20 protein-coding genes are annotated in these 26611 nt (G+C 70.5%); 7 read left to right on the top strand and 13 right to left on the bottom strand.

What is annotated here, in order from left to right:
- Position 1: 1 nt before the first annotated feature.
- From fabZ to pyrH, 9 genes are all read right to left on the bottom strand, one after another.
- Positions 2-466: a 3-hydroxyacyl-ACP dehydratase FabZ gene (gene fabZ / locus IE168_RS04330; RefSeq protein ID WP_189495587.1), complete on the bottom strand. Its 465-nt coding sequence runs from the start codon at positions 464-466 to the stop codon at positions 2-4.
- On the bottom strand, positions 463-1485 hold the full coding sequence (gene lpxD, locus IE168_RS04335) for a UDP-3-O-(3-hydroxymyristoyl)glucosamine N-acyltransferase (RefSeq protein ID WP_189495589.1): 1023 nt from the start codon (positions 1483-1485) through the stop codon (positions 463-465). The genes fabZ and lpxD overlap by 4 nt, the downstream gene beginning before the upstream one ends.
- 18 nt (positions 1486-1503) lie before the next feature.
- On the bottom strand, positions 1504-4026 hold the full coding sequence (gene bamA, locus IE168_RS04340) for an outer membrane protein assembly factor BamA (protein ID WP_425490142.1): 2523 nt from the start codon (positions 4024-4026) through the stop codon (positions 1504-1506).
- A 6-nt stretch (positions 4027-4032) separates the two neighbouring features.
- A complete protein-coding gene (gene rseP, locus IE168_RS04345; RefSeq protein ID WP_189495593.1) occupies positions 4033-5391 on the bottom strand; it encodes an RIP metalloprotease RseP in 1359 nt (452 codons plus the stop codon).
- A 16-nt stretch (positions 5392-5407) separates the two neighbouring features.
- Positions 5408-6577: a 1-deoxy-D-xylulose-5-phosphate reductoisomerase gene (locus IE168_RS04350; RefSeq protein WP_386660027.1), complete on the bottom strand. Its 1170-nt coding sequence runs from the start codon at positions 6575-6577 to the stop codon at positions 5408-5410.
- Positions 6577-7401, bottom strand: coding sequence for a phosphatidate cytidylyltransferase (locus IE168_RS04355; RefSeq protein WP_189495595.1), 825 nt, complete (start codon positions 7399-7401; stop codon positions 6577-6579). The genes IE168_RS04350 and IE168_RS04355 overlap by 1 nt, the downstream gene beginning before the upstream one ends.
- On the bottom strand, positions 7398-8159 hold the full coding sequence (gene uppS / locus IE168_RS04360; RefSeq protein ID WP_189495597.1) for a polyprenyl diphosphate synthase: 762 nt from the start codon (positions 8157-8159) through the stop codon (positions 7398-7400). Before uppS ends, IE168_RS04355 begins: the two co-directional genes overlap by 4 nt.
- 10 nt (positions 8160-8169) lie before the next feature.
- The gene (frr, locus tag IE168_RS04365) at positions 8170-8727 is read right to left on the bottom strand and encodes a ribosome recycling factor (protein ID WP_189495599.1); all 558 of its coding nucleotides are present in this window, start codon (positions 8725-8727) and stop codon (positions 8170-8172) included.
- 71 nt (positions 8728-8798) lie between these two features.
- A complete protein-coding gene (pyrH, locus tag IE168_RS04370; protein WP_189495601.1) occupies positions 8799-9521 on the bottom strand; it encodes a UMP kinase in 723 nt (240 codons plus the stop codon).
- A 348-nt stretch (positions 9522-9869) separates the two neighbouring features.
- On the opposite strand from pyrH, the gene IE168_RS04375 reads away from it, so the two are divergent.
- Positions 9870-12896 (top strand): TonB-dependent receptor, encoded by a 3027-nt coding sequence (locus tag IE168_RS04375; RefSeq protein ID WP_229823094.1) that lies wholly within the window; start codon positions 9870-9872, stop codon positions 12894-12896.
- A 168-nt stretch (positions 12897-13064) separates the two neighbouring features.
- On the opposite strand, the gene tsf is transcribed toward IE168_RS04375, so the two are convergent.
- Together tsf and rpsB are read right to left on the bottom strand one after the other, a co-directional pair.
- Positions 13065-13934: a translation elongation factor Ts gene (gene tsf / locus IE168_RS04380; RefSeq protein WP_189495603.1), complete on the bottom strand. Its 870-nt coding sequence runs from the start codon at positions 13932-13934 to the stop codon at positions 13065-13067.
- Between the two features lie 87 nt (positions 13935-14021).
- Positions 14022-14849, bottom strand: coding sequence for a 30S ribosomal protein S2 (rpsB, locus tag IE168_RS04385; RefSeq protein ID WP_189495605.1), 828 nt, complete (start codon positions 14847-14849; stop codon positions 14022-14024).
- Between the two features lie 314 nt (positions 14850-15163).
- Here rpsB and map point away from each other — a divergent pair, with 314 nt between their 5' ends.
- The 6 genes from map (at position 15164) to asnB (ending at position 23265) form a co-directional block, all read left to right on the top strand.
- Positions 15164-15946, top strand: coding sequence for a type I methionyl aminopeptidase (gene map, locus IE168_RS04390; RefSeq protein WP_189495607.1), 783 nt, complete (start codon positions 15164-15166; stop codon positions 15944-15946).
- A 1-nt stretch (position 15947) separates the two neighbouring features.
- Positions 15948-18581 carry a [protein-PII] uridylyltransferase gene (gene glnD / locus IE168_RS04395; protein ID WP_229823095.1) on the top strand — a complete coding sequence of 878 codons (2634 nt, stop codon included), beginning with the start codon at positions 15948-15950 and terminating at the stop codon, positions 18579-18581.
- A complete protein-coding gene (gene dapD / locus IE168_RS04400; RefSeq protein WP_189495609.1) occupies positions 18578-19729 on the top strand; it encodes a 2,3,4,5-tetrahydropyridine-2,6-dicarboxylate N-succinyltransferase in 1152 nt (383 codons plus the stop codon). Before glnD ends, dapD begins: the two co-directional genes overlap by 4 nt.
- A 16-nt stretch (positions 19730-19745) precedes the next feature.
- A complete protein-coding gene (locus IE168_RS04405; RefSeq protein ID WP_189495611.1) occupies positions 19746-20108 on the top strand; it encodes an arsenate reductase in 363 nt (120 codons plus the stop codon).
- Positions 20105-21235 carry a succinyl-diaminopimelate desuccinylase gene (gene dapE / locus IE168_RS04410; protein WP_189495613.1) on the top strand — a complete coding sequence of 377 codons (1131 nt, stop codon included), beginning with the start codon at positions 20105-20107 and terminating at the stop codon, positions 21233-21235. Before IE168_RS04405 ends, dapE begins: the two co-directional genes overlap by 4 nt.
- Before the next feature lie 302 nt (positions 21236-21537).
- The gene (gene asnB / locus IE168_RS04415; protein WP_189495615.1) at positions 21538-23265 is read left to right on the top strand and encodes an asparagine synthase B; all 1728 of its coding nucleotides are present in this window, start codon (positions 21538-21540) and stop codon (positions 23263-23265) included.
- Between the two features lie 168 nt (positions 23266-23433).
- Here the strand turns inward: asnB and IE168_RS04420 are convergent, their stop codons facing one another.
- Entirely contained in the window at positions 23434-24114 is a 681-nt protein-coding gene (locus IE168_RS04420; protein WP_189495617.1) for a hypothetical protein, read from the bottom strand.
- A gap of 87 nt (positions 24115-24201) precedes the next feature.
- A complete protein-coding gene (locus IE168_RS04425; RefSeq protein WP_189495619.1) occupies positions 24202-26598 on the bottom strand; it encodes a penicillin acylase family protein in 2397 nt (798 codons plus the stop codon).
- Positions 26599-26611 lie beyond the last annotated feature (13 nt).

Consider the following 26611-nt stretch of genomic DNA (forward strand, 5'->3'; position numbering starts at 1 on the left):
GTCAGGCATCGACCTCGGCGCACAGGATGTCGGCGCTGGCGACCTGCTTCCCGTCCACGCTGGCGACGCCGCAGTACAGCGTCATGTTGCGGATCTCGCGCTTGACCGTGACCTCGATGTCGAGCCGGTCGCCCGGCACCACCATGTTGGCGAAGCGGGCATTGTCGACCTTGACCAGGTAGGACAGCCGGCCGACGTGACTGGCGCCGCCGCGCGCGAGCTGGGTGAGCAGGCCGCCGCCCTGGGCCATGGCCTCGATCACCAGCACGCCGGGCATCACCGGGCGGTCGGGGAAATGGCCCTGGAAATAGGCTTCGTTGGAGGTGACGTTCTTGTAGGCGAGCACGCGTTTTGCCTCGGCGTCGAACTCCACCACGCGGTCGATCAGCAGGAAGGGATAGCGGTGGGGCAGCATCGTGCGGATGCCTTCCACGCCGATCGGGAACGTGAGCTTGCCGGCGGTCATGTCTTCTCCTTGCCGAGCGCCTGCACCTGGCGGGCGAGCGCGTCGAGTTGCCTGAAACGGGCCGCGCTCCTGCGCCAGCTCCGGTTGTCCATGAGCGGCGTGCCCGAGGAATACTCGCCGGGCGCGTCGATCGATGCGGTGACCAGGGCCATCGCGGTGATGGTGACCCGGTCGCAGATGCTGATGTGGCCCACGATGCCGGCGGCGCCGCCGATCAGGCAGTAGCGGCCGATCGTGGTGCTGCCCGCCACCGCCACGCAGCCGGCCATCGCGGTGTGCGCGCCGATGCGGACGTTGTGGGCGATCTGGATCTGGTTGTCGAGGCGCACGTCCTCGCCGAGCACCGTGTCCTCGATCGCGCCGCGGTCGATGGTGGTGTTGGCGCCGATCTCGCAGTCGTCGCCGACCACGACGCCGCCCTGCTGCGGGACCTTGATCCAGCGCCCGGCGTCCATGGCCAGGCCGAAGCCGTCGGCGCCCAGGACCGCGCCCGGATGAATGAGCACGCGCTCGCCCAGGCGCACGCGGCGCACCAGGGTCACGCGCGCGACCAGCTGGCTGCCGGCGCCGACCACGCAGTCCTCGCCGATGACGCAGCCGGGCCCGACGATCGCGCCGGGCCCGATGCGCGAGCGCGCGCCCACGCAGGCCAGCGGGCCGATCTCGGCGCCGGGATCGATGTCGGCGGACCCGTCGACCACTGCCGTGGGGTGCACGCCGGGATTCGCGGCCGGCTCCGGATCGAACAGGGCCGCGATCTTCGCGAAGGCGACGTAGGGATCCCGCGCGACCAGCAGGGTGCGGTCCAGGCCTTCGGCATCGTCCTCGCGCACCACCACGACGCCGGCGGCGGAGCCGGCGAGCTGGCCGCGGTAGCGGGGATTGGACAGGAACGACAGCTGCCGCGGCCCGGCGCCGGCCAGGGTGGCCACGGCTTCGACCACGGCGCCGCCATCGCCGCGCAGCGACAGACCGAAGCGTTCGGCCAAGGCCGCCGCCGTGTACGTCCTGGACTGCATCTCGCGCGTCCCCGGCGGCTAGAACGCGCCGCCGAAGGTGAACTGCAGGCGCTCCAGCTCGTCGCCATCCTCCTTGCGGAGCGGCATCGCGTAGCTGATCGAGATCGGGCCGACCGGCGCGCGCCACATCAGGGCGATGCCGGCCGAGGCGCGCAGCTCGCCGGCGTCGAACGCGTCGACGTCCTTGAACACGTTGCCGAAGTCGACGAAGGCCGAGACGCGCGCGGCGGGCGAGTCGAGCAGGGTGGGGAAGAACATCTCCAGCGAACCGATCGTCTTCACCGCGCCGCCGATGACCTGCTGGTAGCTGCTGTTCCAGGCGGCCTCGCGCGGGCCCAGCGTGTTGTCGCGGAAGCCGCGCACCGAGCGCGCGCCACCGGCGTAGAAGTTCTCGAAGAACGGCAGGCCGTCGGCCACCGCCTCGCGCGGGATGGGATCGCCGGTGGGCGGCGCGTCCTCGTCGGCGGGGATGTAGGGGTCGTAGACGATGCCGTAGCGCGGGTCGCCGTAGCTGTCGCCGTAGCCCAGCTCCAGCCGCGTGTTGAGCACCATCGCCCGCGTGAGCGGCCAGTACTTGGAGAACTCGTAGTTGAGCTTGAAGTACTCGGCCGTGGAGCCGGGCAGGGTCACTTCCGCCGACACCCGCTGCAGCGTGCCGCGGGTGGGCTGGAGGAAGTCGTTGCGGGTGTCGCGCGCCCAGCTCACCTCGCCGCGCCAGGCGTGGAAGGTGCGCTGGCCGATGACGTCGATGTAGTCGACGATCGACTGCGGCGAGCTGCCCCGCCACGCGAAGATCTGGTTGCTGTCGATGCCGAACATCGCCGAGACGGTGTCGTGTTCGGTGATCGGCACGCCCAGCACCATCTGCGCGGCGCGGCTGGTCGAGGAGTACTGCGCGGTGTTGAACTCGGAGTTGTCGAACTCGCGCCACCACAGGTTGTAGCCCAGCGACAGGCCGCTGTCGTTGAAGTACGGGTTCATGTACGAGAACGAATAGCGCTGCAGGTACACGTTGCGCTGCGCTTCCACCGAGATGCGGTTGCCGCTGCCGAGGAAGTTGTTCTGCGACAGCTGCACCGACGTGGTCATGCCGCTGAGCTGGGAGTAGCCCAGGCCGAACATGAAGCTGCCGGACGTGGTCTCGGTGACGCTGAACTCCACGTCCACCTGGTCGTTGCTGCCGGGGACCGGCTTGGTCTCGACATTGACGCTGCCGGACTCGAAGAAGCCCAGTCGCTGCAGGCGCACCTTGGACCGGTCGATCGCGGCCTGCGAATACCACGCGCCCTCGAACTGGCGCATCTCGCGGCGCATCACCTCGTCGGCGGTGCGGCTGTTGCCCTTGAACACGATGCGGCGGACGCTGACGCGCGGGCCGGGGACCACCTGCAGGTTGATGTCGACGCGGCGGTTCTCGCGGTCGACCTCGGGCACCACGTTCACCTGGGCGAAGGTGTAGCCGATGTTGCTCAGCGTGGCGGAGATCTGCTCGGAGCTGAACTCGAGCAGGGCGCGCGAGAAGGTCATCTCCGGCTTCAGCAGCACCAGGCGTTCGATGTCCTCCTTCGGCAGGATCGTGTCGCCGGTGACCTCGACCGAGTCGACCGTGTACACCTCGCCCTCGGTAAGGCCGGCGGTGATGTACATGTCGCGCTTGTCGGGGCTGATCGAGACCTGGATGTTGTCCTCGCTGAAGTCCACGTAGCCGCGGTCGAGGTAGAAGTTGCGCAGCTTCTCGCGGTCGCCCTCGAGCTTCTCGCGCGAGTACTGGTCGTCGCGGCGGTACCAGCTCAGCCAGTTGCTGGTGCCGGACTCCCAGCTGTCGGTGAGGGTCTCGTCGTCGAAGGTCTCGTTGCCGATGAGGTTGATGTGGCGGATCTTCGCCGGCTTGCCTTCGTCGACCTTGATGCCCACGTCCACGCGGTTGCGGTCCAGCGGCGACACCGTGGGGGTGATCACCACGTTGTACTTGCCGCGGTTGTTGTACTGGCGGGTGAGTTCCTGGGTGACGCGGTCGAGCGCCAGCCGGTCGAAGGTCTCGCCCTCGGCCAGGCCGATGTCGTTCAGGCCCTTGGTCAGGTCCTCGGTCTTGATGTCCTTGTTGCCGGTCAGCGTCAGCTTGTTGATCGCCGGGCGTTCCTTCACCTCGATCACCAGGATGTCGCCCTGGCGGCCGGCGCTGACGTCCTCGAAGAAGCCGGTCGCGTACAGCGCGCGGATGGCGTCGCCGATGCGGCTGCCGTCGACGGTGTCGCCGCGCTCGATCGGCAGGTAGGTGAACACGGTGCCGGCGCCGATGCGCTGCAGGCCGTCGACGCGGATGTCGGACACCGTGAACGCGCCAGGCGCCGGGGCCGCGGCCGGCTGGGGTGCAACGCCGAAGGCGGCCTGGGGGTCGACCGGCTGCTGGGCCCAGGCCGGCGCTGCGAGCGTCGAGGCGAGGGTGATGGCGAGCAGGCGGCGGTTCGGGAATCGCGTCATCAATGGCGTCCGGGTCTGGCGTTGCGTGGGGGTGGGGCGGTGGGTCCGGCGGTCATGCATGCGGCGTCATCGCACCAGTTGCAGGATGTCGTTGTAGAACGCCAGGCCCATCAGGCCCGCGAGCATCGCCAGGCCGATGTACTGCCCGGCGATCATGGCGCGCTCGCTCAAGGGGCTGCCCTTGACCAACTCGATAAGGTAATACAACAGGTGACCGCCGTCCAAGATCGGGATCGGCAGCAGGTTGATGATCGCCAGGCTCAGTGAGAGCAGGGCGAGGAAGTTCAGGAACCAGGCCGGGCCCAGCCCCGCCGACGCGTTGGCGTAGCGGGCGATGGTGATCGGGCCGGAGACGTTTTCGACCGACGCCCGGCCGCTGGCCATGCGCCAGACCATGCCGACGGTGTCGCGCGCCAGCCGCCAGGTCTCGCCGAGCGCGGCGGGGACGGCCGCGAGCGGGCCGTGGCGCAGGGTCGCGTCGTGGCGGGCACCGCTGCCGGCGTCCGGCTCGATGCCGAGCGCCCAGAACGGCGCGCCGCCATCCCCCGGAGTCGCCTGCGTCGGCGTCACCTCGAGCGCCAGGCGTTCGCCGTCGCGTTCGACCTCGATCATGCCGCCGCCGCCCTGTTCACCCAGCGCCTGCACCAGCGGGCGGATGTCGGCGAAGGCGTGGACCGGGGTGCCGTCGATGGCGGTGATGCGGTCGCCCTCGGCGAGCACGCCCCAGGCGGCGCTGTCCTCGACCACGCGGCCGACGTCGGGCGGCAGGACGAACGCCTGCGGGACCAGCCCGATCGCCTGCATCGCGCGGCGCTGGTCCAGGTCCGCGGGGAGTGCGGAGAGCCGCAGGGTGCGCAAGGCGTCCTGGCCGGCGGCGGTGCGCAGCCGGACCTCGACGTCGCGGCGGTCGATGGCCGCGGTCACCAGGGCCATCGAGGCCTCGCTCCAGGTGGGCGTGGCGCGGTCGCCGACGGCCAGCAGGGTGTCGCCCCGCGACAGGCCGGACTCGGCCGCCACGCCTTGCACCTGGCCCAGCAGCGGCTGGTAGTCCGGCCGCCCGATCACGAACATCGCCCACAGCAGGGCCACGCACAGCACAAGGTTGGCGACCGGTCCCGCGGCCACGATCGCGATGCGCTGCCAGACCGACTTGCGGTTGAACGCGGTGTCGCGTTCGTCCTCGGCGACGTCGCCTTCGCGCTCGTCGAGCATGCGCACGTAGCCGCCCAGCGGCAGTGCGGCGATCACGTACTCGGTGCCGTCCCGGCCCACGCGCTTCCACAGCGGGCGGCCGAAGCCGATCGAGAACCTCAGCACCTTGACGCCGTTGCGGCGGGCGACCCAGAAGTGCCCGAACTCGTGGAAGGTCACCAGCACGCCGAGGCTGACGATCATCCACCACACCGAACCGAGGAACGTAGTCATGGCGTTGGCGTGCTCGTCAGATTGCGTGGCGGGCGAGGGCGGCGCGGGTCGAGGCGCGGGCGAGGGCGTCGGCATCGCGCAGCGCCCCGAGGGACGCGGCGGGCCGTGCCGGCAGCGCGGCCAGCGCGTCTTCGACCAGCGCGGGGATCGACAGGAAACCGATCCGGCCCTGAAGGAAGGCTGAAACCGCCTCTTCGTTGGCGGCGTTGAGCACCGCCGGCGCCGTGCCGCCCGCGCGCAGCGCGTCGAAGGCCAGGCGCAGGCAGGGGAAGGCATCGGTATCGGGGGCCTCGAAGTCCAGCCGGCCCTGCGCCAGCAGGTCGAGGCCGCCGACCCCCGAGGCGATGCGCCGCGGCCAGCCCAGGCCGACCGCGAGCGCGGTGCGCATGTCCGGCAGGCCCAGCTGGGCGAGAGTGGAGCCGTCGACGAACTCGACCAGCGAATGCACCAGGCTCTGCGGATGCACCAGGACGTCGATGCGGTTGGCGGGCAGGCCGAACAGGTGGTGGGCCTCGATCACCTCCAGGCCCTTGTTCATGAGCGTGGCGGAGTCGACCGAGATCTTCGGGCCCATCGACCATTTCGGATGCGCCACCGCCTGCGCCGGGGTCACCTCCGCCAGCGACGCGCGGTCGCGACCGCGGAACGGGCCGCCCGAGGCGGTGAGCACCAGCCGGCGCACGTCGGCGCAGTCGCCGTCGGCGGGCAGACACTGGAAGATGGCGTTGTGCTCGCTGTCGATCGGGATGATGCGCGCGCCGTGCTCGCGGGCGGCCGCCATCACCAGCTCGCCGGCAAGCACCAGCGATTCCTTGTTCGCCAGCAGCAGGCGCTTGCCCGCGTTCGCCGCCGCGAGGGTCGAATCCAGCCCCGCGGCGCCGACGATCGCGGCCACCACGGTGTCGCTGCCGCCGTCACGGGCCAGCGCGGCGATGGCCTCCATGCCGGCATGGGCGCGGGTGGAGAGGCCGGCCTCGCGCAGGCCCTCGCGCAGGCGCGGCAGGGCTGCTTCATCGGCGATGGCGGCGTCGTCGGGGCGGTGGCGGCGGCAGGCCTCGAGCAGGGCCTCGACCTGGCGGCCGGCCGCGAGCGCGGACGCACGCATCGTCTCCGGATGCCGGGCGATGACGTCGAGCGCCGAGGTGCCGATCGAGCCGGTGGCGCCGAGGACGGCGACGCGCTGCATCAGAAGCCCAGCCAGATCTTGCCGAGCGCGAACACGGGCAGCGCGGCCAGCACGCTGTCGATGCGGTCCATGACGCCGCCGTGGCCCGGGATCAGGTTGCCCGAGTCCTTCACGCCGACGTGCCGCTTGAGCAGGCTCTCGAGCAGGTCGCCCACGACCGAGAACAGCACCGTCAGCAGGGCCACCAGGGCGACCAGCGGCAGCTGCGCCGGGGCGGTGCCCAGGATCCAGGCACCGATCGTCGCCACCAGCACGCCCAGCAGCGCGCCGCCGACCAGTCCGGCGACGGTCTTGTTGGGGCTGATCCGCGGGGCGAGCTTGCGCTTGCCGAAGGCGCGCCCGGCGAAATAGGCGCCGGTGTCGGTGGCCCAGACCACCATCAGCGCCAGCAGCAGCCAGCCGGGGCCGTCGTTGTGCAGCAGGGCGAGCCCGCACCAGGCCGGCACCACCGCGAACGTCGCAGCCGCCAGCTTGAACACGCGCGCATGGGTGTCGTGGTCGGACGCGAAGTCGTAGTGGACCAGCCAGAGCATGGCCAGCAGCCACCAGACCACGCCCAGCACCACCGCGAGCTTGAACAGCACCAGCGTTGCCGCCGTGCCGCCGGTGCCCCAGACCAGGGCCACCATCAGCATCAGGTTCAGCACCAGCAGCGCGCCGCGGGCGAGCGAATCGTCGACCTCGGCCAGGCCGAACCACTCCCAGAGCGCGGCCAGGAACACGATCGCGGCCGCCAGCATCATCCACGGCGTGGGCAGGAGCAGCACGGCGGCGATGGCCACCGGGGCCATGACGAGCGCGGCGAGGATGCGGGTACGGGTCATGCGGTCTCCGGGGGCGTGGCCGCGGCGACCTGGTCACCGGTCAGGCCGAAGCGGCGTTCACGGCTGGCGAAGTCGTCCAGCGCCTGCTGGAGGGTCGCCCTGTCGAGGTCCGGCCAGAGCACGTCGGTGAACCAGAGTTCGGTGTAGGCCAGCTGCCAGAGCAGGAAATTGCTGATCCGCACGTCGCCGCCGGTGCGGATGAACAGGTCGGGCGGCGGCAGGTCGGACAGGGCGACGTGGCGCGCGATCGCCGCCTCGTCGATGTCGGCGGGGCGAAGCCGCCCTTCGGCCACTTCCACCGCCAGCGCGCGCGCGGCCGCGGCGATGTCCTGGCGCCCGCCATAGCTGGCGGCGATGGCGAGCGTGAGCCGACGGTTGCCGGCGGTGAGCGCCTCGGCGGCGTCCATGCGCGCGACGATGCCGGCGTCGAAGCGGCCGCGCTCGCCGATGAAGCGCACACGCACGCCGCGGCGATGGAGCTCGGCGACCTCGCGATCGAGCGCGTTGAGGAACAGCTTCATCAGCGCACCGACCTCGTCGGCCGGACGGCCCCAGTTCTCGCTGGAGAACGCGAACAGGGTCAGCGCCGCGACGCCGCGCTCGAGGCAGAAGTCGATGCACAGGTTCACCGCGCGCGCGCCGGCGCGGTGGCCGATCATGCGCGGCCGGCGGCGGCGCGCGGCCCAGCGCCCGTTGCCATCCATGATGATGGCGACGTGTCGCGGAATGCCTGCGGTGGTGGCGGACGGGGCGCTCATCGAGTCGCCCTCAGACCGCCATCAGCTCCTGCTCCTTGGCCTTCACCACCTCGTCGACGTCCTTGATGGCGTCGTCGGTGAGCTTCTGCACTTCGGTCTCGAAGCGGCGCTCGTCGTCCTCGCTGATCGCCTTCTCCTTCAGGAGGTCCTTCGCCTGCTGGTTGGCGTCGCGGCGGATGTTGCGGATGGCGACCTTGGCCGACTCGCCCTCGGAGTGCACCAGCTTGGTGAGCTCGCGGCGGCGCTCCTCGGTGAGCGCGGGCAGGTTGATGCGGATCGTGGTGCCGGCCGTGTTCGGGGTCAGGCCCAGGTCGGAGGCGAGGATGGCCTTCTCGACCGCGGCGACCATCTGCTTCTCCCACGGCGTGATGGTGAGCGAACGGGCGTCGCTGACGGCCACCGAGGCCACCTGGGTCAGGGGCATGTCGGAGCCGTAGTAGTTCACCTTCAGATGGTCGACTAGCGCGGTGGACGCGCGGCCGGTGCGGACCTTGGTCAGGTCGTGGCGCAGCGATTCCACGCTCTTGGCCATGCGCGTCTGCGCGTCCTTCTTGATCTCGTTGAGCATCGGCTGCCCGCTCCTGTTCGCAATCGCGGGATTATAGGCGAAGCCGGCGCCGGCGGGCGCTCCGGGAAGTGTCAGCCCCGGCCCTGGACCAGGGTGCCGATCGGCTCGCCCTTGAGGATGCGCAGCAGCTGGCCCGGCTGCTCCATGTCGAAGATGCGCAGCGGCAGGTCGCTGTCGCGGGCCAGGGCGAACGCCGCGGTGTCCATCACCTGCAGGTCGCGGCCCAGGACCTCGTCGTAGGACAGGCGGTCGAAGCGCGTGGCGCCCGGGTTCTTCTTGGGGTCCGAATCGTAGACGCCGTCCACCTTGGTGGCCTTGAGCAGCAGGTCGGCGCCGATCTCGATCGCGCGCAGGGCGGCGCCGGAGTCGGTGGTGAAGAAGGGGTTGCCGGTGCCGGCGGCGAAGATCGTGATCCGGCCCTTCTCGAGGTGGCGGATCGCGCGCCGGCGGATGTAGTCCTCGCAGACGTCGTTGATCTTGATCGCGCTCATCACGCGCACCTTGGCGCCGAGCTTTTCGAGCGCGTCCTGCATCGCCAGCGCGTTGATCACCGTGGCCAGCATGCCCATCTGGTCGCCCGTGACCCGGTCCATGCCGCCCGCCGCCAGGCCCGCGCCGCGGAAAATGTTGCCGCCGCCGATCACCAGCGCGACTTCCGCGCCCGCGGCCTGCGCCTCGATGACCTCGGCCGCCAGGCGGTGGATGACCTTGGGATCGATGCCGTAGTCCTCGTCGCCCATCAGCGCCTCGCCGGAGAGTTTGAGCAGGACGCGACGGTAGGCGAGCTGGGACATGTGCGGGGCCTTGGCAGTGGCAAACCGGTGAATTCTACCCGACCGTCTGCCTGCGGGCATGCGAACTGCGGCATGCGGTCCCGGCGGCGCCGGCGAGGTGCCGCGACCCATCCCCGGGTTGAAATGTGACGAAACTCACAAAAAAGGACTAATTTCTGCCGATTCACGTCATGAACTTGACTTAAATGGTCACTCGGAGCGAATTTCGCTCTCGTGACGAAAGTCATGCAGGGTCGTCGAGGCCCGGGGAAGAGAGAACCATCCGCAGGAATGGACGGACGGCGCGCCAAGGGCGTGTGACTTGAAGGTCCATCCGTGATCCTTTTTTTGCAACCGGGGAGTACCGATTTGAACCTGAACAAAACCGCCACGCGCAGGCATCTGCGCAAGACCGCACTGACGCTGGCCCTGGGCGCACTCTTCGCGACCGGTGCCGCACAGGCCCAGTCCAGCGCCGTGGGCTCGATTTTCGGCTCCGGCATGGAGCCCGGCACGGTGGTGACCGTGAGAAACAACGACACCGGGTTCCAGCGCCAGATCACCGTCGATGCTTCGGGCCGCTACTCGATCGGCGCACTTCCCACGGGAACCTATTCGGTCGCTGTCGACCAGAGCGGCCAGCAGACGGTCCTCAACCCCGGCGTGCAGGTAGTGATCGGTGGCGGCACCGAGGTGTCTGGCGGCGCGGCCGCTGGAGGGGACGTCACCACCCTCGGCGGCGTTCAGGTCACAGGCAGCCGTATGCCGGTCATCGACGTGTCGTCCACGGATACACGGCGGGTGTTCACCAGCGAACGGCTCGAACAGCTTCCGGTGCGCGAAAGCCTGGAGCAGGTGGCGCTGCTCGCGCCAGGCGTGGTCCTGGCCGACTCCCGTTATCCGGGAGCGGCGTCCTTCGGCGGTTCCGCTGCATCGGAGAACGCGATCTACATCAACGGCTATGCCGTGACCAATCCGCTGACCAACATCGGATCGACCACGCTGCCCTTCGACGCGATCGGCCAGGCCCAGGTCATCACCGGCGGGTATGGCGCCGAGTTCGGCCGCTCCACGGGCGGCGTCATGAACATCGTGACCAAGCGCGGTGGCAACGAATGGAAGTTCGGCGGCGAGATGATGTACACGCCGAAGGGGCTCCGCGGGAACTACGAGGACATCCGCTACGAACACAATGGGCTGCCGGCATTCGACGGACTCGTGTACTCGCGCCGGAGCATGCGTGAGGCCAACGAGGTGAAGTACGGCATGTACGCCAGCGGTCCACTGGTGAAGGACCGGCTGTTCATCTACGCGAGCGGTGAGCTGACAAACCAGAGCATTTCCACGCCCGGCACGGCCCGACCCGGTGGCGATGCGGGCTGGCTGAAGGCGAACCTGGAAGACCCGCGCTGGATGGCCAAGATCGACTGGAACATCAACGACAACCACTTGCTGGAGTTCACCGCCGTTTCGGACACCGAGAAGGAAACCCGCGACAACTATTCGTTCGTCTACACGCCGGGCCAGGACGCGTTCAGGCTCGGCGAAAGGACCGGCGGCATCTACTACGAAGACGGTGGCGAGCTTTACATCGGAAAGTACACCGGGTACCTGAGCGACAACCTGACGCTGACGGCCGTCTACGGTGAACAGTCGGTGGACCATATCGAAACGCCCTTCGGATACGACCCTTCCGAGGTCTACGTGGCCGATTCCCGCCCGGTGGACGAGCAGATCAGTCGCGGCACGATCGAGCGCCTGGCCTACGAAGGCGCCTACGACGAGACGCGCGGCGGACGCCTCGACCTCGAGTGGCGGCTCGGCGACCATGGCCTGCGCTTCGGTTACGACCGTCAGGACTCCGAGAGCATGGCTGGCACCCAGATGTCCGGTCCGGGCTACTCCTGGCGCTATGGCCCGTGCACGGCGGGGCAGCCCATCGCCGGCGGCGGTGGCGCGGTCTGCCCCTCGAACGGCGAATACGTGTCGCAGTACATCTACGAGAACGGCGGCACCTTCAAGGTCGAGCAGGCCGCCTATTACGTCGAGGACCGGTGGCAGGTCAACGACCAGTGGCTGCTCACGCTCGGCATCCGCAACGAAACGTTCAAGAACTACAATGCCGACGGCATCGTCTATGTCGAGCAGAAGGACCAGTGGGCCCCGCGCATCGGCGTGAGCTGGGACGTCCTGGGCGACTCGTCGCTGAAGGTATACGGCAATGCCGGCCGCTACCACCTGGCCATGCCCAACAACGTGGCGCTGCGTGGCGCGGCGGGTTCGCTCTACACCAACGAGTACTTCTCGTTCACCGGCATCGATCCGGTCACCGGCGTTCCGCTGGGGCTGGTGGAACTCGGGGACGGCCCGTATTCGGCCAACCGCGAATACGGCCAGGCGCCGGACCCGAGGTCGGTGGCCGCCAAGGGAATCAAGTCGCACTACCAGGACGAGTACGCGCTCGGTATCGAGAAGGCGTTCGAGAACGGCCTCACCGTCGGTGCGCGCTACGTCTATCGTGACCTGAAGGGAGCGATCGACGACATGTGCGACTACCGTCCGGCCTACAACTGGGCGATCGACAACGGCTACTCGGAAGAGGTCGCGGACAACCTCGGCAACGCGCTGGCGAACTGCCGCCTGTTCAACCCCGGCGAAGCGAACACGTTCCTCCTGGACGACGGCACGGGCAACTTCGTCGAAGTGCCGTTGACGGCGGGCGAGCTCGGCTTCCCCAAGCTCAAGCGCAGCTACCAGGGCATCGACTTCTTCGTCGAGCGCCCCTTCGACGGGACGTGGTTCGGCCGGGTGGACTACACCCTGTCGCGCAACTATGGCAATGCCGAGGGCCAGCTGAAGTCTGACATCGGCCAGACCGACGTGGGGCAGACCCAGGACTGGGACCATCCGGAGCTGATGGAACTGGCAAACGGGTACCTGCCCAACCACCGCAAGCACTACGTCAAGGCGTTCGGCTTCTACCAGGCGTCACCGGAATGGGGCCTGTCCGCCACCATGTCCGCATTCTCGGGGCGGCCGAAGAACTGCATGGGCTATTACCCCCAGACTCCCGAGAACGAAGAGTTCAACACCTACTACGCCTACGGTGGCCCGTACTACTTCTACTGCAACAACCAGCCGTCGCCGCGGGGCAGCCAAGGCAACATGCCCTGGAGCTACCGGCTCGACCTCGGCGTGACCTACGCCCCGAACTTCGCGAACAACCAGCTCAAGTTCGGCTTGGACATCTTCAACGTCTTCGACAGGCAGTCGGCGCAGAACCAGATCGAGTACGGCGAAAATGGTGGCCCCGGCTTGCCTTACAGCCAGGCGCACCGCGTGATCAGCTACTCCGATCCGCGGGCGATCAGGTTCTCGATCCGGGCCGACTTCTAGACTCGATAGTGCGTCTTGAGGCTCCTTTCGGCCGCCAGCGATGGCGGCCGGTTTTTTCCGACCTTCTCACGCGTCGGGAGCGGATGGTCCCTCGCTCGGGGGGAGGAACAGAAAAGCCGCGGCATGCCGCGGCTTTTCCTCCGTTCGGCTGCGACGCCGGACGATCGATCAGGCCAGGCCGGCCTGCTTCATTACTTCGGCGGCGTAGTCTTCCACCACCTTCTCGATGCCCTCGCCGACGGCCAGGCGCTCGAAGCGCACGACGTCGGCGCCGGCGGCCTTAAGCACCTGCTCGACCGACTTGTCGGTGTCGAGCACGTACGGCTGGCCGTACAGGGTGACCTCGTTGACGATCTTGGCCATCTTGCCGCCGATGATCTTCTCGAGGATCTCGGCCGGCTTGGCGCGATCCTTGTCGCTCATCTTCGCCAGCTCGATCTCCTTCTCCTTGGCGACGAAGTCGGCCGGGACGTCGGCGGCCTTGTTGTAGGGCGGGTTCATGGCCGCCACGTGCATCGCCAGGCCGCGCGCCAGCTCGGCGTCGCCGCCCTTGAGCTCGACCAGCACGCCGATGCGGCCGCCGTGGACGTAGCCGGCGACGTTGTCTGCGCTCTGCATCGCCACCATGCGGCGGACCTGCACGTTCTCGCCGACCTTGGCGATCAGCGCGGCACGGGCCTCTTCGACGGTCTGGCCGCCGATGGTCGCGGCCTTGAGCGCCTCGACGTCGTCGACGCCGACGGCGGCCTGGGCCACGGTCTCGCAGAAGGCCACGAAGTTCTCGTCCTTGGCGACGAAGTCGGTCTCGGAGTTGATCTCGACGATGGCGGCGCGGTCGCCGGCCTGCGCGAAGGCGACGCGGCCCTCGGCGGCGACGCGGTCGGCCTTCTTGTCGGCCTTGGCGAGGCCGGACTTGCGCAGCGCCTCGGCGGCGGCGTCGATGTTGCCGCCGGCCTCGGTGAGCGCCTTCTTGCACTCCATCATGCCGGCGCCGGTGCGCTCGCGCAGTTCCTTGACCAGGGAAGCGGTGATTTCCATTGGGGACCTCGGGATCTGTGGATGTTTCAAAATGCGCGGCCGCGCATGGTGGCGCGGCCGCGTGTCAGGCGTGCGACGCGGAGGGCCTTACTCGGCCTTCGCGCCCTCGGCCTTGGCCTCGTCCGGCTTGGTTTCGGCGGAATCGGCCTTCTTGCGGGCCGGCGCGCGGCGCGGCTTCTCGCCTTCGCCGCCTTCGCTGAACTCTTCCTCGCGCACGGTCGCGGCGCTCGGCGCGGCGGCCTTGCCCTCGAGCACGGCGTCGGCGGCGGCGCGGGCGTACAGCTGCACGGCGCGGATGGCGTCGTCGTTGCCGGGGATGGCGTAGTCGACCAGCGAGGGGTCGTAGTTGGTGTCGACCACCGCGATCACCGGGATGCCGAGCTTCTTGGCTTCCTTGATGGCGATGTCCTCGTGGCCGATGTCGATCACGAACAGGGCGTCGGGCAGGCGGTTCATCTCCTTGATGCCGCCCAGCGAGGCTTCCAGCTTCTCGCGCTCGCGGCGCAGGCCCAGCACTTCGTGCTTGACCAGCTTGTCGAAGGTGCCGTCGGTCTCACCGGCTTCCAGCGTCTTCAGGCGCGAGACCGAGCCCTTCACGGTGCGGAAGTTGGTCAGGGTGCCGCCCAGCCAGCGCTGGGTCATGTACGGCATGCCGCAGCGCTCGGCCTCTTCCTTGATCGCCTCGCGCGCGCTGCGCTTGGTGCCGACGAACAGGATCATGCCGCGCTTCTGGGCGATGCCCGAGATGAAGTTCATCGCGTCCGAGAACAGCGGGACGGTCTTCTCGAGGTTGATGATGTGGATCTTGCCGCGGGCGCCGAAGATGTACGGCGACATCTTGGGGTTCCAGTAGCGCGTCTGGTGGCCGAAGTGGACGCCGGCTTCCAGCATCTGGCGCATGGTGATCTGGGGCATTGCAGAACTCCTGGCATGGAACCCGGCCGCCGGGAAAGGGTAGGGGCGGCTTGCCCGCACGCGGCGGACGATGGGTTCCGGGGTTGGGCCTCCCTGGCGCTTCCGCCTCCGAATCCGATGCTGCCGGGCCTTGCGGCCCTGCTGCGCTGGACACCCCGGGGCGGGCTGTGGCGTCAGGTGTGTATTCGACGGTGACGCCCGTCGTGGGCGGTTCCGGGCCGGGATCCGGCTGCGGAACCCGCGAATTCTAGCCGTGACGGGCCTTCCGGGCAAGGCCGGGGCCCGAAGGCCGCCGGATGAGCGATAATGTCCCGATGGCCATCACCACCAAGACCCCCGAAGAGATCGAGAAGATGCGCGTCGCCGGCCGCCTGGCCGCCGAAGTGCTGCAGATGATCGCCCCGCACGTGAAGCCCGGTGTCAGCACCGAGGAGCTCGACCGCATCTGCCACGAGCACATCGTCAACGTGCAGCAGGCCACGCCGGCCAACGTCGGCTACAAGGGCTATCCCAAGGCCACCTGCATCTCGGTCAACAACGTCATCTGCCACGGCATCCCGAACGAGGCCAAGATCCTGAAGGACGGCGACATCGTCAATATCGACGTCACCGTCATCAAGGACGGCTGGCACGGCGACACCAGTCGCATGTACTTCGCCGGCACGCCGTCGGTGATGGCCAGGCGCCTGGTGGAGGTGACCCGCGAGGCCATGTTCCGCGGCATCCGCGCGGTGAAGCCGGGCGCCACGCTTGGCGACATCGGCCACGCCATCCAGCAGTACGCCGAATCCGAGCGCTTCAGCGTAGTGCGCGAGTACTGCGGCCACGGCATCGGCCGCGTGTACCACGAGGAGCCGCAGGTGCTGCATTACGGCCGCCCGGGCGAGGGCCTGGTGCTGGAGGAGGGCATGACCTTCACCATCGAGCCGATGATCAACGAAGGCACGCGCCACACGCGGCTGCTGCCCGACGGCTGGACCGTGGTCACCAAGGACCGCAAGCTCTCGGCGCAGTGGGAGCACATGATCGCGGTCACCGCCGACGGCGCTGATGTCCTGACGCGCGTGCCTGGCGACGACAACGACAGCTATCTCTGACGTGGACGCGGCCGCGCCCTCCGACGCGCAGGGCCGCAGCCACGCCTCCGCCGACGCCGGCTGGGCACAGGCCCGCCGCGAGGCGCTGGCCGCAGGCGCGGCCGCACTGGCGGCCCGCTTCGATGCCGGCGTCGACGCCACGCGCCTGGCCGCCGAGCGCGCGCGCGCGGTGGACGCGGTGGTGGCCGAGGCCTGGCAGCGCTGCGTGCCGCAGGAGTCCGCTCTGTCGCTGTTCGCGGTCGGAGGCTACGGCCGCGGCGGCCTGTTCCCGCATTCCGACATCGACCTGCTGGTGCTGGCCGCACGCGAGCCCGACGGCGCGGCGGAGGCGGTGCTGGCGCGCTTCTTCGCGCTGCTCTGGGACGCGGGCCTGCCCGCGAGCCACGCCGTGCGCACGCCCGCGCAGTGCACCGCGGCCGCAGCCGACATCAGCGTGATGACCGCCCTGATCGAGGCGCGACCGCTCGTTGCCGACGCCGCCGCGCGCGCGGCGCTGGCGCGTGCGATCGCGCCGGACCGGGCCTGGCCGGCGCGCGACTTCTTCGTCGCCAAGGTGCAGGAGCAGGCGCGGCGCCATGCGCGCTTCGGCGACACCTCCGACAACCTCGAGCCCAACCTGAAGGAAGGCCCCGGCGGGCTGCGCGACCTGCAGACGCTGGGCTGGATCGCGCGCCGCGCCTTCGGCACCCACGAGCTGGAGCCGCTGGTGGCGCTGGGCCACGTCGGTGCCGACGAGTCCGCCGCCCTCGAGCGCGAAGGCCAGGCGCTGGCGCGGCTGCGCTACGGGCTGCACCTGGTGGCCGGGCGCGCCGAGGAGCGGCTTCGCTTCGACCACCAGAAGGCGCTGGCCGAGCGCCTGGGCTTCGCCGACGATGCGCGCAACCTCGGCGTCGAGCAGATGATGCAGGGCTTCTACCGCAGCGCGGCGGTGGTGCGCCGCATCGGTGACCGCCTGCACCAGCGCTTCGAGGAGCACTTCGACGGCGCCGCCGAACCCGAGGCGGTGGACGCGCGCTTCGAGCTGCGCCGCGGCTACCTCGCCGCCCGCGACCACGGCTGGCCGCACGGCGACATCGGCGAGGTGTTCGAACTGTTCGCAACCTGGGCGCGCCTGGGCGAACTGCGCGGGCTGCACACCCACACCGCGCGTGCGCTGGCCGAGGCGCTGGACGACCTTGCGCCGTACACCGCGGCCACCGCCGCGCAGCGCGAGGCCTTCCTCGGCCTGCTGCGCGGGCCGGCGCCGGTGCGCAGCCTCGAGCGCATGGCGCGGCTGGGCGTGCTCGGGCGCTGGATTCCGGCCTTCGCGCAGGTGTCGGGACGGATGCAGTTCGACCTGTTCCACGTCTATACCGTCGACCAGCACACGCTGGCGGTGCTGCGCAACCTGGCCGGTTTCGCCAGCGGCGAGGAGGACGCGCGGTTCTCGCGCGCACACGAGGTCTGGCCGGGCCTGCGCAAGCCCGAGCTGCTGCTGTTGGCCGGCCTGTTCCACGACATCGCCAAGGGCCGCGGCGGCGACCATTCCGAGCTCGGCGCGGTCGACGCGCGCGCGTTCTGCGAGGCCCATGGCCTGGGCGAGGCCGACACGGCGCTGGTGGAATGGCTGGTGCTGCGCCACCTGCTGATGTCGGTCACCGCGCAGAAGCAGGACATCGCCGACCCGGCGGTGATCCACCGCTTCGCCACCGAGGTCGCCGACCGCGAGCGCCTGGACTACCTGTACCTGCTGACCTGCGCCGACATCGCCGGCACTTCGCCCAAGCTCTGGAACGCCTGGAAGGACCGCCTGCTCGCCGACCTGCGCGATGCCACGCGGCTCGCGCTGCGGCGCGGCCTGGAGCATCCGGTGGCGGCGGCGGAGCGCATCGCGGAGACCCGCGAGGCGGCAGCGACGCTGCTTGAAGCGTCCGGGATCGGCGCCGCCGATGCCGCGGCGCTGCTGGAGCGGTTCCCCGCCCACAGCTTCCTGCGCGCGCGCGCGGAGCAGATCGCCTGGCAGGCGCGCGCGCTGCACGGGGCCGGTGGCGATGATCCCGGGCTTGCGGTGGTCAAGGCGCGGCTGGTCGCGGCGGGAAGCCCGGCGATGGAAGTGTTCGTGCACGGCGCCGATCGCGACGGCCTGTTCGCGGCGATCGTGGTCACGCTGGACCGGCTGGGGCTGGCGATCCAGCAGGCGCGCGCGCTCGACGGCCCGGGGCGCACGGTGTTCGACAGCTTCCAGGTGCTGCCCGGCGACGCGCGCGCCGATGCCGACCCGCAGGTGGTGGCGCGCAAGCTGGGCGCGGTGCTCGCCGGTCCGCTCGACCGGGTGCGCCCGGCGCAGCGCACGCAGCCGCGCCACCTGCGGCATTTCCGCATCGCGCCGCAGGTGGAGTTCGCCACCAGCGCCGACGGCAGCGCGACGGTGCTGAGCCTGGTGTGCACCGATCGCCCCGGCCTGCTGGCCGACGTGGCGCACGTGCTGCGCAGCCAGGGACTGCGCGTGCACGACGCGCGCATCGCGACCTTCGGCGCTCGCGCCGAGGACGTGTTCCGGGTGACCGGTGAAGACAAGCAACCGCTGGGCGGGGAGGCGAGCGCGCGTCTGCGCGAGGCCCTGCTGGCGAGGATCGACGGAGAGGAACTGAAATGAGCATTGCGAAGAAGTCCACGGCGAAGAAGGCGTCCGGGGCGGCGAAGAAGGCCGCCGCGACGACCGCCGCCGCGGATGCGAAGAAGCTGGTTGCGAAGAAGTCCGCGGTGAAGCGTGCCGCGGTGAAGAAGGCGGCGGCGAAGCAGGCCCCGGCGAAGCCGGCCGCGGCCGGGAAGGCGGCGGCTCCCCGCAAGGCACCGTCGAAGCAGGCGTCCGCTCCGGCGGCGCGCGCGAAGGCGAAGCCCGCGGCCCGGGGCACCGCCGTCGCGACGCCTGCGCCTGCTCGCGTCCCCGCCGCCCCCCAGGTGGCCGACGCCGACCGCGAGCTCGCCTTCATGATCGACAGCGCCTGGGCGCGCCGCTCGATGCTCACGCCGGAGGAGATCGAAGGTTCGACGCGCCTGCTCGTCGACCGTGCGATCGAAGGCCTCGAAGCCGGCCGCCTGCGCGTGGCCGAGCCCGACGGCAACGGCGGCTGGCAGGTCAACGAATGGCTGAAGAAGGCGGTGCTGCTCTACTTCCGCGTGCAGGAGATGGAGCTGGGGGAGCAGTACCCGGCGCCGTACTGGGACAAGATCCCGATGCGCTTCGAGGATTTCGACGAGGCCGCCTTCCGCAAGCTCGGCGCGCGCGTGCTTCCGGGCGCGATCGCGCGCCGCGGCGCCCACATCGGCCGCGACGTGGTGCTGATGCCCTCGTTCGTGAACATCGGCGCCTGGATCGGCGAGGGCACGATGGTCGACACCTGGGCCACCATCGGTTCCTGCGCGCAGGTGGGCAGGCACTGCCACATTTCCGGCGGCGCCGGCATCGGCGGCGTGCTCGAGCCGCTGCAGGCCGCGCCGACGATCCTCGAGGACCATGTCTTCATCGGCGCGCGCTCGGAGGTGGTTGAAGGTGTCATCGTCGGCCACCACAGCGTGATCGGCATGGGCGTGTTCCTGGGCCAGTCCACGCGCATCTACAACCGCATGACCGGCGAGACCAGCTACGGCGTGGTGCCGCCGGGCAGCGTGGTGGTGGCGGGCTCGCTGCCGGCCGCGGACGGCTCGCACTCGCTGTACTGCGCGGTGATCGTGAAGCAGGTCGATGCGAAGACGCGCGCCAAGACCTCGATCAACGACCTGCTGCGCGGGCACGCGCTCTGAGCCCGGAGGCACATCGATGACGACCACCCTGTACGGACTGAAGAACTGCGACACCTGCCGGAAGGCGCTGAATTGGCTGGACCGCTTCGGCGTCGAACACGCCTTCGTGGATTACCGCGACGACAAGCCCTCGCCGGAAACGCTGGTGGAATGGGCGGGGAAACTCGGTGGTTTCGAGGCGATGGTCAACAAGTCCTCCACGACCTGGCGCGAGCTGCCCGCCCACCGCAAGGCGCCCGGCTCCGAGGCGGAATGGAAGCTGCTGCTGCGCGAGTATCCGCAGCTCATCCGCCGCCCGGTGGTGGTGACCGCCGACGGCCGCGTCACCCAGGGCTTCAGCGACAACGGCTTCAAGCAGCGCTTCGGGATTGCCGGGTGAGCGAGGTGCTGGCGCTGGCCCGCGAGCTGATCGCGCGGCCGTCAGTCACCCCGGAGGATGCCGGCTGCCAGGCGATGGTCGCCGAGCGGCTGCGGCGCGCCGGCTTCGCCTGCGAGTCGATGCGCCACGGCGCGGTCGACAACCTCTGGGCGACGCACGGCAACGGTGGGCCGGTGCTGGTGCTGCTCGGCCACACCGACGTGGTACCGCCCGGGCCGCGCGAGGCCTGGGCCAGCGATCCCTTCGTGCCGGAGATCCGCGACGGCATGCTGTACGGCCGCGGCGCCGCCGACATGAAGGGCAGCGTGGCCGCGTTCGTGGTCGCGCTGGAGCGTTTCGTGGCCGCACACCCTGCGCATCCAGGCACGGTGGCCCTGCTGCTGACCTCGGACGAGGAGGGCGATGCGATCGACGGCGTGCGCCGCGTCGCCGAAACCTTCCGGGAGCGTGGCCAGCGCATCGACTGGTGCATCACCGGCGAGCCGTCCTCGACCGCGCGCCTGGGTGACCTGCTGCGCGTGGGCCGGCGCGGATCGCTCAGCGGCGCACTCAGAGTGCGCGGCGTGCAGGGGCATGTCGCCTATCCCGAGCAGGCGCGCAATCCCGTGCACGAAGCGCTTGCCGCGCTCGCCGAGCTGACCGGCCGCCGCTGGGACGAGGGCTACGAGAGCTTTCCGCCAACCAGCCTGCAGGTGAGCAACGTCGCCGCCGGCACCGGCGCCACGAACGTCATTCCCGGCGCGCTCCGCGTGGACTTCAACCTCCGCTACAACCCGCACTGGGATGCGCCGCGGCTGGAGTCGGAGATCGAGGCGATGCTGGCCCGGCATGGCCTGGACTTCGAACTGCGCTGGCACCGCAGCGGCGAGCCGTTCTTCACGCCGGAAGGCCCGCTGCGCGCGGCGGCGCGCGAGGTGCTGTCGGAGGTGGCAGGGGCGGCGCCCGAGGAAAGCACCGGTGGCGGCACCTCCGACGCACGCTTCATCGCGCCGCTGGGCGCGCAGTGCATCGAAGTCGGCCCGGTGAACGCCAGCATCCACAAGGTCGACGAGCACATGTCGGTGGCGGATCTTGAAGCGCTGCCGGGCCTCTATCTGGCGCTGGTGGAGAAGCTTCTGGTGGGGTGAGGGCGGCGGAATTGGGGAAGTTGCCCGAAGGGCGGACGCGGGCAATCCCGCGGAAACCCTTCTTCTTGCGCGCCACCGGATCCCCCTGCTACGTTCGCTCCATGCACCGCCCCGCCACCCCCGCCATCGCCCGCAACGACCGCGCCCACAACCGCGGCTCGAACAATCGCGCGCGCCCGGCGTGGGCGGGAGGCTAGGCGGCGGCAACCGCGATACCCCCCGAAACCCGCGCCCGGCGCGGGTTTCGCTTTTCCCGCGCAGGGTGCACCCGCCGCCGGCCGTCCGGCACAAGGAGCCCCACCATGTGTTCGATCCTCGGGATCTTCGACCTCCGCCCCGGCGCCGATGTCTCGGTGCTGCGTCCCCTCGCACTGTCGCTGTCCGCGCTGCAGCGCCACCGCGGCCCCGATTGGAGCGGCGTGCACGCCGATGCCAACGCGCTGCTGGTGCACGAGCGCCTGGCCATCGTCGATCCGCTGGGCGGTGCGCAGCCGCTGCGCTCGGCCGATGGCCAGCTGGTGCTGGCGGTCAACGGCGAGATCTACAACCACCGCGAGCTGGAGGACGCGACCGGCGATGGCTATGACTTCCAGAGCGGCTCCGACTGCGAGGTGATCAATGCGCTCTACGCCGCAACGATGGACGGCGTGGAGGGCCGTCGACGGGCTGCCTGCGAGGACATCGGCGCATGGCTGTCGCGCCTCAACGGCATCTTCGCCTTCGCCCTGTGGGATCGCGACCGCGGCCGAGCGATCATCGCCCGCGACCCGATCGGCGTCTGCCCGCTGTACTGGGGTCATGACGGCGATGGCCGGCTGTGGGTGGCTTCCGAGATGAAGGCGCTGGCCCGCAGCTGCGCCGACGTCGAGGTCTTCCCGCCGGGGCACTGGTACGACACCGCCACCGGCGAACTTCGCCGCTACTACGAGCGTCCCTGGCGCGAGCGCGTGGCCACGCTGGGCCGCCGCGTCGAGCCGGCGGCGCTGCGCGAGGCGTTCGAAGCCGCCGTGCACCGGCAGATGATGGCCGACGTGCCCTATGGCGTCCTGCTTTCCGGCGGCCTCGATTCCTCGCTGGTCGCGGCCTGCGCCGCGCGTTTCGCACGTCGCCGCATCGAGGACGACGATGCCTCCGAAGCCTGGTGGCCGCGCCTGCATTCCTTCGCCATCGGCCTGGAGGGCTCGCCCGACCTGGCCGCGGCCGAGATCGCGGCGAAAGCGCTGGGCACGGTGCACCACGGCTTCACCTACACGGTGGAGGAGGGCATCGACGCCCTGCCGGAGGTGATCCGCCACATCGAGAGCTTCGACGTCACCACCGTGCGCGCGTCGACACCGATGTACCTGCTGGCGCGCCGGATCAAGGCCATGGGCGTGAAGATGGTGCTGTCCGGCGAGGGCAGCGACGAGGTCTTCGGCGGCTACCTCTACTTCCACCGCGCGCCCGACGCCGACGCTTTCCACGAGGAAACCGTGCGCAAGCTCGACGCCCTGCACCAGTACGACTGCCTGCGCGCCAACAAGTCGATGATGGCCTGGGGCGTGGAGGCGCGCGTTCCGTTCCTGGACCTGGAGTTCCTGGAGCTGGCGATGGGCATGGACGCGGAGGCGAAGATGGTCGCGCCTCGCCCTGACGGCCGCCCGCCGATCGAGAAGGCGGTGCTGCGCGAGGCCTTCGAAGGCGTGCTGCCGGCGTCGATCCTGTGGCGGCAGAAGGAACAGTTCAGCGACGGCGTCGGCTATGGCTGGATCGATGCGCTGAAGGCGCGGGGCGCGGAGGTCGTGGGCGATGCCGCCTTCGCCGATGCCGCGAAGCGTTTCCCGCACGTCCCGCCGGTCACGCGCGAGGCCTACTGGTACCGCAGCCTGTTCGAAGCCGCGTTCCCGGGCGAAGCCTGCGCGCGGACGGTGCCGGGCGGGCCGTCGATCGCCTGCTCGTCGCCGGCGGCGATCGCCTGGGACGCGGCCTTCGCGGCTGCGGCCGATCCTTCCGGGCGGGCGGTGGCCGGGGTGCACGCGGCCGCGCGATAGCGCCTTGCTTCGCGATGTTGCCGCGGTCGCTGCGCGGAATGCACCAGCAGGCTGCCGCCCTCGGGCACCGCCACGATGCGGTCGCCCTTGACGCTGGTGACCGGCGCGGGGCCCGGAACGCAGACGGCCACCGCGGGCGGTGGCCGTCGTCGGATCGGCGATGGTGACTCAGTCCTTGCCGTGGCCCTTGCCGTTATTGCCGTTGCCGTTGCCGTTGTTGCCGCGCCCCTTGTTGCCGTTGCCACTGTTGCCCCGGCCGTTGTTGCCATTGTTCCCGCGGCCATTGTTGCCGCGACCGCTGTTGCCACGGTTGTTGCCGCCGTTGCCGTTGCCCTTGTGGCCATGGCCGCGATCGGGACCCGAGCGCGACCAGTCGACCCGCACCGGGCGATCGATCACCACGGTCTGACCCCAGCGGCCATAGGTGTCGACCTGGCCGCGCTTCAGCGCGTGGAAGGCCGCGGACCCGGGCTTGATGCCCATGCGCTGCGCCACCGCGCCCCAGCCCTGGCCCGGATGGCGATCGTATTCGTGCACGACGTCCACGCAGGGCACCCCGAGTGCATGCGCGATGGCGCAGGCGTAGTAGACATCGCCAGGCGCCCAGCCACGACGGTCGAGCAGGTCGACCAGCAAGGGGCGCGGGGCACCGTAGTAGCCGTGCATCTCGTCGATGAACGGATCGCGGTAGCGGCGGCCATAGTCGTTGATTTCGCCCAGGCGCGTATCGACCCAGACGTCGCCGGTGCGGACGTTGTAGCCGATGGTCTGCGCCGCGGCGGCCGTCGCCGCGCTGGCAAGGCCGACGCCGAGCGCAAGCGCCAGGATGTCGAGTCTGCGGATCGCCATGGTGGGCTCCTTCGAGTGGTCGGGACGATGCGGAAACACTTTGCGCACGCGTGATGAATCCGCGGTGATCGTCCCCGGCGGCCGCCCTCAGCGCCCATCCAGCACGAGGGAATGGCGTGCCGCGCCGGGCAGGAACGGCGACGGCCGTCCCGACACCCAGTCCTCGTGCCCGGCGCCCCAGAACGGCGACAGCGGGTGTCCGCTCTGGCCCCCGGGCTGGTGGATGATGCCCTCGGCTTCACGGCCCGGTGCGACCACCATGCGCTGCGAGGCGCCCATCGCCGGTGCCTGCACGCGCGGCATGTGGCTGTCGCCGGGCAGCGGGTCGGCCGGCATGCACAGCGTTTGGCGCAATGGTCCCGGCAGGGCCTGGGCCAGCGGATGGCAGATGCGTGCGGTGTTGGCCTCGCCCCAGCTGCGCTCCGTCAGCGGACCGGCCGGCGCGAGCTCGTCGCGCACCGCGGCTGCAGATTCCTCGAACAGCGCGTCCCAGTCCGCGTACTGCGACGGCAGCAGGTGCTGCGGACGCTGCGTCACCAGCGGCCAGGCCACGCCCTCCAGCTGGGGCAGCGCCGGCATCTCGAACGCATCGCCAAGCGCGGCGCGCGCGGGCGCCAGCAGTCCGAGCGAAATGCGTTCGTTGACCGCGTTGCGCCACGCCCGCACCAGCCGGTAGCCGGTCGAGTCGACCGAGGCGCGTCCATCCCAGTCGGCGCTGGCATCGGCCAGTGCCCGGAGGGCGGGGGCGTCCTGCACGCGCGCGCGCTCCAGCAGCAGCGCGTGCCAGCGCTCGAGGAACAGGGCGCGGTCATCGAGCTGGATGGCCAGCAGGTCGCGTTCGTCGAAGCGATCGCGCGCCCGCAGGGCGTCGCGGATCTGCGCGCCGCGCGCGCCCAGCGCGTAGCCGCCGTCGCCGATGGTCGCCAGCGCCGTACCGTCCACCACGCGCGCGTTCGCGGTCCAGATGCGGTCGGCGGTCGGCGAGGCCACGGTCGGACCGTGCCGGGTGCTCATCGGCCAGGGCGTGCAGCCGGTGGTGGCCAGGTCGACGGGGGCCGTCGGTTCGCAGCCCGCGCCCCGCCGGGGCACGGGGCCGAGCAGGCGCCACGCGATGCGGCCGGCGCGGTCGCCGACCACCAGGTTCTGGTTGGGCAGCGCGATGTCGCGCGCCAGCACCAGCGCGCGTTCGACGTCCGGCACGCGCGCCATGCCGGCCAGCCCGAGATTGATCGCGCCCGGCAGGTGCGCGGTCCAGCGCAGCGTCAGCACGCGGCCGTCGTCGGTGCGGTGCAGGACCGGACCCCAGGCCGACTCCTCGACCTCCAGCACCTCGGGCTCGCCGCCCGCCACTTCGATCGGCTCGCGGTGGACGACGAGTGGCGTGCAGTCGCCGGCCGCCGCACCGCCATCGTCGGCAACGGCGGTGACGGACTCTGCGCACGGCGTTTCCAGCGCCCAGTCGAGGTAGTCACCGTAGCTGTTGGTGAATCCCCAGGCCACGTGCCCGTTGCTGCCCACGATCACTGCCGGCAGGCCGGGCAGAGTGAAGCCGGACACGTCGACCTGGCCGTCGGGCGCGCGCGCATCCGGATAGCGCAGGCGCGCGCGGAACCAGATGCCCGGGGCGCGCAGGCCCAGGTGCATGTCGTCCGCCACCAGCGCCGCGCCGTGCGCCGTCAGCGTGCCGGCGACGGCGAAGTTGTTGCTGCCCACCGCGGCCGGATCGGCGCCGGGCATTCCCAGCGCCACGCCGTCGGACGGCGCGGGCAGCCGGCGCAGGTCCACCGCCTCTGGCTCCGGCAGCGCCGCGTCGCCGATGGCACGGCCCAGCAGCGGCGAATCCCAGTCCGATCCGGCGTGCGCGACCAGGGCATACAGCGCCTCCGGCAGGTGCGGGCGGACACGCCACAGCGCCAGCTCGCGCGCGTTGCCGGCGTCCTGCAGGTCGAAGTACATCGCGTGCCCCACCAGCACCGAGTCCTCCGGCCGCCATGGCGCCGGTCGGGCGCGCAGCAGCAGGTAGGCCCAGGGCCGCACGCGCAGGTCGCCGAGTCCGGCGTTGACGCCCTCCGCGTAGGCGGTGAGCAGTTCGCGCTCGGCCGCCGGCGCGGCGTCCACCGCTTCGCGCGCGCGGCTGCGCATGCGGTGCACGCGATGTCGGCGGTCGGTGTCCAGCGCCACCGCGCCGAACAGCGCCGACAGCTCGCCCGCGGGCGAGCGCCGCATCAGGTCCATTTCGAAGAAGCGTTCCTGCGCGTGCACGTAGCCCAGCGCGCGCATGGCGTCGGCTTCGCCGGAGGCCGCCACGGTCACAACGCCCAGCGCGTCGCGGGAGATCGAGACCGGGGCGGACAGCCCGGCCAGCTCGGCCCCGCCGTCCAGCCGGGGCAGGCTGCCGCGCAGCAGCCACCAGCTGGTCAGGAACAGCAGCAGGGCGAGCGCCGCCAGCGCGAGCGCGATCCGCAAGGTCCAGCGAAGCAGCATGGTGGTGTCCCCG

Origin of the sequence: Luteimonas padinae, assembly GCF_014652935.1 — a bacterium.
Classification (GTDB): Bacteria; Pseudomonadota; Gammaproteobacteria; order Xanthomonadales; family Xanthomonadaceae; genus Luteimonas; species Luteimonas padinae.

Coding starts and splice junctions, on each gene's coding strand:
- fabZ (WP_189495587.1), bottom strand. CDS start 466: ATGACCGCCGGCAAGCTCACGTTCCCGATCGGCGTGGAAGGCATCCGC.
- lpxD (WP_189495589.1), bottom strand. CDS start 1,485: ATGCAGTCCAGGACGTACACGGCGGCGGCCTTGGCCGAACGCTTCGGT.
- bamA (WP_425490142.1), bottom strand. CDS start 4,026: ATGCATGACCGCCGGACCCACCGCCCCACCCCCACGCAACGCCAGACC.
- rseP (WP_189495593.1), bottom strand. CDS start 5,391: ATGACTACGTTCCTCGGTTCGGTGTGGTGGATGATCGTCAGCCTCGGC.
- IE168_RS04350 (WP_386660027.1), bottom strand. CDS start 6,577: ATGCAGCGCGTCGCCGTCCTCGGCGCCACCGGCTCGATCGGCACCTCG.
- IE168_RS04355 (WP_189495595.1), bottom strand. CDS start 7,401: ATGACCCGTACCCGCATCCTCGCCGCGCTCGTCATGGCCCCGGTGGCC.
- uppS (WP_189495597.1), bottom strand. CDS start 8,159: ATGAGCGCCCCGTCCGCCACCACCGCAGGCATTCCGCGACACGTCGCC.
- frr (WP_189495599.1), bottom strand. CDS start 8,727: ATGCTCAACGAGATCAAGAAGGACGCGCAGACGCGCATGGCCAAGAGC.
- pyrH (WP_189495601.1), bottom strand. CDS start 9,521: ATGTCCCAGCTCGCCTACCGTCGCGTCCTGCTCAAACTCTCCGGCGAG.
- tsf (WP_189495603.1), bottom strand. CDS start 13,934: ATGGAAATCACCGCTTCCCTGGTCAAGGAACTGCGCGAGCGCACCGGC.
- rpsB (WP_189495605.1), bottom strand. CDS start 14,849: ATGCCCCAGATCACCATGCGCCAGATGCTGGAAGCCGGCGTCCACTTC.
- map (WP_189495607.1), top strand. CDS start 15,164: ATGGCCATCACCACCAAGACCCCCGAAGAGATCGAGAAGATGCGCGTC.
- dapD (WP_189495609.1), top strand. CDS start 18,578: ATGAGCATTGCGAAGAAGTCCACGGCGAAGAAGGCGTCCGGGGCGGCG.
- IE168_RS04405 (WP_189495611.1), top strand. CDS start 19,746: ATGACGACCACCCTGTACGGACTGAAGAACTGCGACACCTGCCGGAAG.
- asnB (WP_189495615.1), top strand. CDS start 21,538: ATGTGTTCGATCCTCGGGATCTTCGACCTCCGCCCCGGCGCCGATGTC.
- IE168_RS04420 (WP_189495617.1), bottom strand. CDS start 24,114: ATGGCGATCCGCAGACTCGACATCCTGGCGCTTGCGCTCGGCGTCGGC.
- IE168_RS04425 (WP_189495619.1), bottom strand. CDS start 26,598: ATGCTGCTTCGCTGGACCTTGCGGATCGCGCTCGCGCTGGCGGCGCTC.